Origin of the sequence: Sphaerothrix gracilis Ecp01, assembly GCF_030405905.1 — a bacterium.
GTDB classification, from domain to species: domain Bacteria; phylum Cyanobacteriota; class Cyanobacteriia; order Phormidesmidales; family Phormidesmidaceae; genus Sphaerothrix; species Sphaerothrix gracilis.
The window spans coordinates 1-7,663 of record NZ_JASATW010000058.1 but is presented as its reverse complement, the minus strand read 5'-3'; the positions used below and the strand labels follow the sequence as shown (position 1 = coordinate 7,663).

7 protein-coding genes are annotated in these 7,663 nt (G+C 60.5%); 6 read left to right on the top strand and 1 reads right to left on the bottom strand.

The window, feature by feature from the left end:
- Nucleotides 1-81: 81 nt before the first annotated feature.
- Nucleotides 82-1,287 (bottom strand): IS110 family RNA-guided transposase, encoded by a 1,206-nt coding sequence (locus tag QJQ48_RS27040; protein WP_346294340.1) that lies wholly within the window; start codon nucleotides 1,285-1,287, stop codon nucleotides 82-84.
- Nucleotides 1,288-1,541: 254 nt separating this feature from the next.
- On the opposite strand from QJQ48_RS27040, the gene QJQ48_RS27035 reads away from it, so the two are divergent.
- The 6 genes from QJQ48_RS27035 to QJQ48_RS27010 all read left to right on the top strand — a co-directional run bounded on the left by QJQ48_RS27035 (nucleotide 1,542) and on the right by QJQ48_RS27010 (nucleotide 7,050).
- The gene (locus QJQ48_RS27035) at nucleotides 1,542-2,606 is read left to right on the top strand and encodes a BsuBI/PstI family type II restriction endonuclease (RefSeq protein ID WP_346294339.1); all 1,065 of its coding nucleotides are present in this window, start codon (nucleotides 1,542-1,544) and stop codon (nucleotides 2,604-2,606) included.
- An 11-nt stretch (nucleotides 2,607-2,617) separates the two neighbouring features.
- On the top strand, nucleotides 2,618-3,709 hold the full coding sequence (locus QJQ48_RS27030; RefSeq protein WP_346294338.1) for a DUF262 domain-containing protein: 1,092 nt from the start codon (nucleotides 2,618-2,620) through the stop codon (nucleotides 3,707-3,709).
- Nucleotides 3,696-4,670 carry a hypothetical protein gene (locus QJQ48_RS27025; protein ID WP_346294337.1) on the top strand — a complete coding sequence of 325 codons (975 nt, stop codon included), beginning with the start codon at nucleotides 3,696-3,698 and terminating at the stop codon, nucleotides 4,668-4,670. The genes QJQ48_RS27030 and QJQ48_RS27025 overlap by 14 nt, the downstream gene beginning before the upstream one ends.
- Nucleotides 4,671-5,045: 375 nt before the next feature.
- Complete coding sequence (locus tag QJQ48_RS27020; protein WP_346294341.1) at nucleotides 5,046-5,624, top strand: recombinase family protein; 579 nt, start codon at nucleotides 5,046-5,048, stop codon at nucleotides 5,622-5,624.
- Nucleotides 5,621-5,872 carry a WGR domain-containing protein gene (locus tag QJQ48_RS27015; RefSeq protein ID WP_346294336.1) on the top strand — a complete coding sequence of 84 codons (252 nt, stop codon included), beginning with the start codon at nucleotides 5,621-5,623 and terminating at the stop codon, nucleotides 5,870-5,872. Before QJQ48_RS27020 ends, QJQ48_RS27015 begins: the two co-directional genes overlap by 4 nt.
- A gap of 17 nt (nucleotides 5,873-5,889) precedes the next feature.
- Nucleotides 5,890-7,050, top strand: a complete 1,161-nt coding sequence (locus QJQ48_RS27010; protein ID WP_346294335.1) for a DUF4268 domain-containing protein — start codon at nucleotides 5,890-5,892, stop codon at nucleotides 7,048-7,050.
- The last annotated feature ends 613 nt before the right edge of the window (nucleotides 7,051-7,663 follow it).

The following is a 7,663-nucleotide window of genomic DNA, read 5'->3' as shown; positions in this document are numbered from 1 at the left end:
CTACCACGCGCTCACCCGCCCGAAATCCTACCATCTCAAGAAGGTTCGTCCATGAGACACCCCGTGTCCACCTTTGTTTTCCTATGCCGCGCATTTTTGCGCGGCGAGATGGCGTGCGGGGTCGTAGTCGGCTCGATCTCGCCAGGCGTGCCAGAGGATGCGGATCCAGGCGCGAGCCAGGATCCGGACGGCATGAGGGTGATTGCATCCGCGCTGCCTGGCGCGCGTGTAGACGTCTGCGGCCCAGGGGGAGGCATGGCGGGAGTTGTCGGCGAAGCAGGTGACGGCGGCGCGCAGACGGTGATTGCAGGCCCATCGGAAGACGACTCCCCTGCTCTTTCCGGAGGCGTGGGTGACGGGGCAGACGCCGGCCTCCGCGGCGAGCTGGTCTGCGGTCTGGAAGCGCTCACGGTCGTCGCCGATCTCGGCGAGGATCTGGGCGGCGTTGATGCGGCCGGCGCGCGGGAAGGACATGACGATGCGGCCGTCGGGCAGCTCGGCGACGTCGTGCTCGATGCGGGCGGTGAGGTCGCGGATCGCGGCGACGATGCGCTCGAGGGCGACGACGAGTGCGCGCACGATCTCGCCTTTGGCCTCGCTCTCGTCCCGGCCTGCGAGGCCGGTGGGTGCGGCGCGCAGGCGACCGAGGAGCTGGGCGGCGCTGCGGCGACCGCTGTAGCGGGCCTGGGCCATGAAGGCGGCCATGCGCTTCTCGCCGAGGCGTGCGGCGCTCTCGGGCGTGGGGTAGCGGGCGAGGAAGGCGAGCGCGACGGGGCTGTCGACGTCGGCGAAGATCGCGGCGGCGCCCGGCCAGAAGCTTTCGAGCAGGCTGCGCAGCTGGTTTGCGAGGCCGACGCGGGTGGCGACGAGGTCGTCGCGCCCGCGCACGAGGGCGCGCAACGCCTTGACCGCGTCGGAGGCCTGGCGCAGCGGGGCGAAGCGATGGCCGTCGGTGCGCAGGATGTCGGCGAGCATGTAGGCGTCGCCCGGGTCGGACTTTCCGCCGGCGGCGCGATAGCGCGGACGGCAGGCCTTCACGACGTTCGGATGGATCGGCACGACCGGGTGGCCGGCGGCGACGAGCGTGTCGACGACGAGGCCGGATGGGCGCTCGATGGCCACCGGCATCTCCCCGGCGGGCGCGATGCGCGCGAGCGCGGCCACGAGCTTGGCGAGCCCCACGGCGGTGTGCGGGACGTCGAGGCGTGCGCGGACCGCGCCCGTCTCGTCGAGGATGCAGGCCGCGTGGCCGGCGTTACCCCAGTCGAACCCAACGGTGAAAGGCATAGGCGACGTCTCCCGGTTCGGTGTACCTTCACCCGAGCCGGGAGGTCGTGCGGATCGCTCATTGGAAGGCGCTCCGGCTGGCAGGCGCAGGCGCTACACCCCGTGGTCCGTCCGGTCCTCCCGGCACTTGCCGCGCGGCGGGTCTCATGCGGGCCCTTCACGGGCGAGCACACATGGCCGTCGCGGCAAGTGCTCGGGCTGGAGAATACTACGCCGCTTCGCGGCTCCGCATCCTCCAGCCCGAAGGTGCACCAATGAGCCTGCAGCCTCTCCTGACCCGCGCCGAGATCCACGAACGGCTGCAGGCAATCTTTCCGGAGGGCACCGCCAACCGGAACTATGTCACTCGCTTGCTTGCGGCGAGCACGGTGTATGCGGCCCTCTATGTCGGCGCGATCGACGGCACGGGGGTGTTTTTCACTCCCAAGCACGTCTATCGCATGAGCGACGACCAGGCGGCCGACACCACGGCGGCTACGCGCCAGGCGTTCGCCACGGCCGTGATAGGGGCCGGGTTCCGGCCACCGGGTGAGCAGTGGTATGCCGACAACACCCGCGAGCCGATCCGCGACGAGACCTTGCGAGAGGGGCTCCTCGCGCTCGGCGCGGCCGTCGAGCGCGGAGATCTCCCCACCACGTCGAGCAAGCCGCGCTATGCCCTGCAGGGCGCCTTCGCGGCCCTGTTCGATCCCAGCCTCACAGGGGCCAACCTCACGGCCGCGATCGAGGCCTGGCAGAAGGCCAACCTCAACAAGGGCGCCCTCGCCCGGATCGCGCTCGTGCGCCGCGGCGCAGGAGCGAGCACCACCCGGGTGCTCGTGACCTTCCCCAACGGGGAGGCACGGCACCTGCAGCCGGGGCCGAGTTCCGAGATCACCAAGGCCGTGATCGAGGTGTTTGCGCCGCGGTTCCTCGGCGCACCGGCCGTCCTGTTCGTCAGCGAGAGCGGCAACAAGGTGGTGGCCCGTGACGAGGATCTCGCGCAGCGGATCGGTCTCAACATCCAGGCCGATAAGAACCTTCCCGACACGATCCTGGTGGACCTGGAGCCCGAGCACCCCCTCCTCGTATTCGTCGAGGCCGTCGCGTCCGATGGCCCGATCAACGAGCGCCGCAAGAGCGCCCTGGCGGATCTCGCGCGGGCGGCCGGGTTCCCGGTGGAGCACGTGGCCTACGTCACCGCCTACCTCGACCGGAGCGGCTCCCCGTTTAAGAAAACAGTAGATACCTTGGCCTGGGGAAGCTACGCTTGGTTTGTGTCGGAGCCGACCGGCCTTGTACAGCTGCGCCTCTCTCACAACGAAAAACTCATAAGATAAGGCACCAGACGATGGCTCGGAGCCCTAGACCACAGGATATCAGTTGGTTTCTTGATCTCCATGACAAGGGCCAACTAAATCTTGACCCTCCTTATCAGCGACGAAGTGTGTGGTCTCGTAAGGATAAGGAATTTTTTATAGATACAATTATGAATAATCTGCCTGCGCCACCTGTCTTTTTGCACAAAACACTTGATGATGCGGGAAAACAAACTTTCCACGTTGTCGATGGTAAGCAGCGGATTCAAACGATAATTGAGTTTAGAAATAATAAAGTTCGTCTTCCTGAAGATTTTGCAGATGTAAATCTTGCAAAGAAGAAGTGGAACGATCTTCCCAGGGCTCAGCGAGAGCTATTTTGGAATTATGAGCTTGTTGTTGAGCAGATTGCTGATGTTTCCGATGCTGCAATCAAAAATATATTTGAGAGAATCAATAGAAATGCGCGAAAGCTTACTAACCAAGAATTGAGACATGCTAAATATGATGGGTGGTTTATCAGAACTGCCGAAGCCGAAGCCGATAAGCAGGTTTGGCGCGATTTAGGTCTGAACACCCCGGCGCGCATGAAGCGTATGGCGGATGTCCAGTTTATTTCTGAACTCATGATTGTCACGCTTCAATCAAGAATCATTGGCTTCGATCAAGATGCGATCGATGACGTCTACGCCGCCTACGAGGAACCATCCGAGCAGCCGCTTTTCGTTGAAGATGACTTCCGAGCACAATTTGATCAAACGAAATCTTACGTCCGATCTTTGTTTGAACTAGACAAAGGCGTATCTGATTATTTCAAGGTGCAGGGGCATTTTTATACGCTGTGGGCGTATCTTACCTTGGAAAAAAATCGCTTGCTCTCTGTGGATGAGATGCTTCCTCGATACAAGACATTTCTGGGTGACGTATCCCAGGTGGTAGATCGATTTCAGGGCGATGATGTGCCGCAGATTCAAGATGAACCGGAGGTTTATCAGCGTGCCGTGCTGAGCTATGCGATCAACATACGGGGGGCGAGTACCGATTTAGCTCCGAGATTGGCTCGACACCACGATCTAGTTGCCGTTCTGCACGGGCAGGAGCCGGCTAATAATGAAGATCAGTAAGAAGGCCCGTGAGATATTCGCCTCGGCAGAGGAGCGATATTCCCGCCTAGCAGCGGAGGTTTCCGCTAAGATCAAGCCCGCCGTCGAGTCACAAGATTGGTTCTTTATACATCGAGTAAAGACACTTGAGAGCTTTGCTCTAAAACTGGAGACAGGTCGTATCGACAATCCTCTAGAGCCGGACGACTTCTATGCTTGCACGATAGTCGTATCAACTCAATCAGAGATAGAAACTGCAGAAAGACTAATCGAATCGTTTTACACACCTCAGTTTCGGAAACCTGAACGGGACGACGATACGCATAAAGAGGCTTCAAGCTTCGTCTTCGACGATCTTCGTCTATATGTGACCCGTGGGGAGTCTGCCGGACGAGAGAACGCAGACCTTGAGGGGCTGTTATTTGAGATACAAATTAAGACAATCTTGCAGTATGCTTGGGGAAGAGCGACACACGATCTTATATATAAGACCGATTCGGTCAGTTGGCCTAAGGAGAGAATTGCGTTCCAAGTCAAGGCTATGTTAGAGCATGCAGAGCTTGCAATTGCAGACGCTAACAACCTCTCACGATCGAGTGCTATTGCTAAGAAGGATAGGAAGACATCCTCTGTATTAAAGATAATTGATCAGATAGAGAGGATATGGCCTAGTGACGCACTTCCAGAGGATCGGCGACGACTAGCCGAAAACGTCCGTCAAGCTCTTGCTATTGCGAACATCAAAGATGCTGATAGGCTAACTGGACTTGTAGAGGCAGAGATTAGGCGCGTGGGACTTCTCCCAAGAGATCTATCGCCATACGCTTTTGTCGTTCAAGCTTTGGCGCAGGCGCACGATATCGAACTTGAGAGAAAGCTTAATGCGGGCGGAAAGGGGAAGATACTCGTGCATTCTGCCATGGAGTTGCCTGACTGGATGAGGGGCGTCCATCCGCGGATTATCAATCTGGACGCTCTATAGGTTCCTTGCGTAATTTAAGATTTTCGCAAGGCACGCCGGCCTTTGACGCGGCAGCGCTTTTTCCTTGCGCGACCCGCATGCGGAAGAGGGCTCTCACGTACCGCTGTCCCCGTGGGTACACTGAGGAGCCCCGTCCGCCCGGCCGCGTCAAGGCACGCTCCGCTCTTCGGCCTTGACCCAGCCAAACGGCCGGTGCGGCTGGCTACTATGGGCGTAAGCCCAGGTCTGAGCTCACGCCCATAGTCTATTAAACGACCCTTTTCCGGACACGGCCGCCCTCCCCTCCCTCGGAGGCATCGAGCGCGGCCACTATTGTCCGGAAAATATGTCTCGTAATCTATTGTCAGAAATACCCCCTTGGGGTACATTCCTGACATGTTGATCGGCTACGCCCGCGTCTCGACCGAAGACCAGAACCTCGACCTGCAACGGGACGCCCTTCGGCGCGCCGGGTGCGAGAAGATTTTCGAGGAGAAGATCTCCGGCCGCGCTGGCACGAAGCGCCCTGCGCTCGAGGCCGCCCTCGCCTACCTCCGGCCGGAGGATCAGCTCGTGGTGTGGAAGATCGACCGGCTGGGCCGGTCCCTTCGCGAGATGCTGGACACCGCCCACGGGCTTCAGGAGCGCGGCGTGAAGCTCCGCTCTCTCACCGAGCAGGTCGATACCGAGACCCCGACTGGGCGCCTGATGTTCAACTTCCTGGGCACGATCGCGGAGTACTTCCTCGACCTCAACCGCGAGCGGACCATGGAAGGGCTCAAAGCCGCTCTCGCGCGCGGCCGAAAAGGCGGCCGGCCGCGCAAGCTCGGCGACGAGGATCTCGCGGTGGCGCGCGCCATGCTCGCCGACCCCACCATCCCCGTGGCGAAGATCGCCGAGCGGCTCGGTGTGAGCCGGGCGACCTTCTACGCCTACTTCCCGGCTGCGCGCCGGCGCCAGGGAGGAGCGTCATGACCGAGGTGTATCTCCGCCGGCGCGACCCCGCCCGGAATGTGGCGCGATTCTACCGCATGCATGTGGTCCCTACCCTGTTCGGGGAATGGAGCTTAGTGCGGGAGTGGGGCCGCATCGGCAGCGGCGGCCAGGTGAAAGCGTCGACGTTCGGGCGTCTCGATCATGCCGAGGGTGCTCTCGCCCGCCTAGCTGGCGTGAAGCTTCGCAAGGGGTACAAGCTGAACCGCGGCACCTGCGCGGAGACATAGAAGACGGGAAGGGGCTCATGTACCGGGTTGACCTCATCACAAATCGGCTTTCGAGGCTGAGACAGCGACACTTCGCCGACCTCAATCTTCGCGAACGCGAGCACCTTCAAGAGTGGCTCGCGAATCTGCCCGAGGCGCTCGGAGAAGAGCTTCTTGTGATTCAAAAGGAATTCGACGGATTCGACGCCACTCGTGAGCGCCTTGATCTACTCGCACTGGACAAGGACGGTAATCTGGTCGTGATCGAGAACAAGCTCGACGACTCAGGACGAGATGTTGTCTGGCAGAATCTTAAGTATGCCGCCTATGTGTCCGGGTTCACCAAGACGCAGATTGTCGATATATACCAGCAGTATCTTGATCGGTATTGTGGCGGCGGGAATGCCGTACAACAGCTATGCGAATTTTTGGACGTTGAGGAACTTGAAGAGACCGTGCTCAACTCGGGCAATGATCAGCGATTGATCTATATCGCCGCGAACTTTAGACGCGAGGTGACGGCCACGGTGTTGTGGCTTCTCGGCCGGGGCATTCGCGCTCAATGCTTCAAGGTAACACCCTACTCTCACGGCGAAGAACTCTTTGTTGACGTGCGGCAGATCATCCCGATTCCAGAAGCAGCAGACTATATGATTGGGATGTCGACAAAGGATAATGAGGAGAAGAGTGTCCAGAGTGCCCAGAAGAAACGCTATAGTTTGCGGCGGGCTTTTTGGGAAGAAGCCCTGGATAAACTACGTTCTGATGGTGTCGAGCTTTACCGCAACATCAATCCAACGCACGATCACTGGTTAAGTGCCGGGTCAGGTGTTCGCTCTTGTCCCTACCAGATGATTTTCTCACGTGATGAGGCGCGTGTTGAACTCAGCCTACAGCGAGCGGATATGTCCGAAAACAAATGGATTTTTGATCAGTTGCTCGCTGATAAGACCAAGCTAGAGGCTGCATTTGGCAATCCGTTGGATTGGCGGCGCATGGATGATCGCAAAGCCTCCCGAATCATCTTTGCCAAGCCGTTTGATGGATATGATCGCTCGAATTGGCCCGACATGATCGAGTGGTTGTCCGTTCACGTGCGCCGGCTTGAGACCGCATTCAGCGGGCCGCTTCTTAAAGCCGGCAAGAGCATTCCGAAACTCGTATCCGATCCGAGTCTGGCTGACGAATCCGACCTGTAGATTCCTACAATCCCTCACCGTTCACGAAAATCCTAGCGGGGGTGCGGGGGCGGCAATGAGCCCCCGCCCCGGTGGATCTGGCGTGGCCGTACGGAGCCTGGCAGGCGCGTCGGAGCGCAAGCGACGGGTTGAGCCCTTCGCCCCGCTGCCCAGAGCGCCCGGTCCCGTGGGCCCTCCCCTGCCCTCCTGAACGACCGTGCCCCGCCGGCGGGTGGGTTGCGGCGGAGAATCTCCCGTTCCCGTCTCACACCCCGCGGCCTGGAAACGTCGGACCGTGCGTCGCCCCTGCCCGCGGTCAACCGCCTGCCCGCTCCCTTCGCTGCGCTCCCGTGTGGGCGGTGTGACCGCGTGACCGCCTCCCGGAGGCTCAGGTGGGCGCCGCCCCGTGCGGTCCGACCGGCCGCGAAGGGCGTGGCCGGGAAAACCAACGGGAGAATCCCCATGACGCAACCCAAACCATCCCGCCAGCCGAGCCACGCGGTCTACCTGGTTGAGGGCGAAGGCGAGAGCACCTACTGGACCAAGATCGGCGCCGCCTGGGCGCACGAGGACGGCGAAGGCTTCAACCTCAGCCTCAGCGCCGTGCCTTTGAACGGCCGCCTGGTGATCCGCA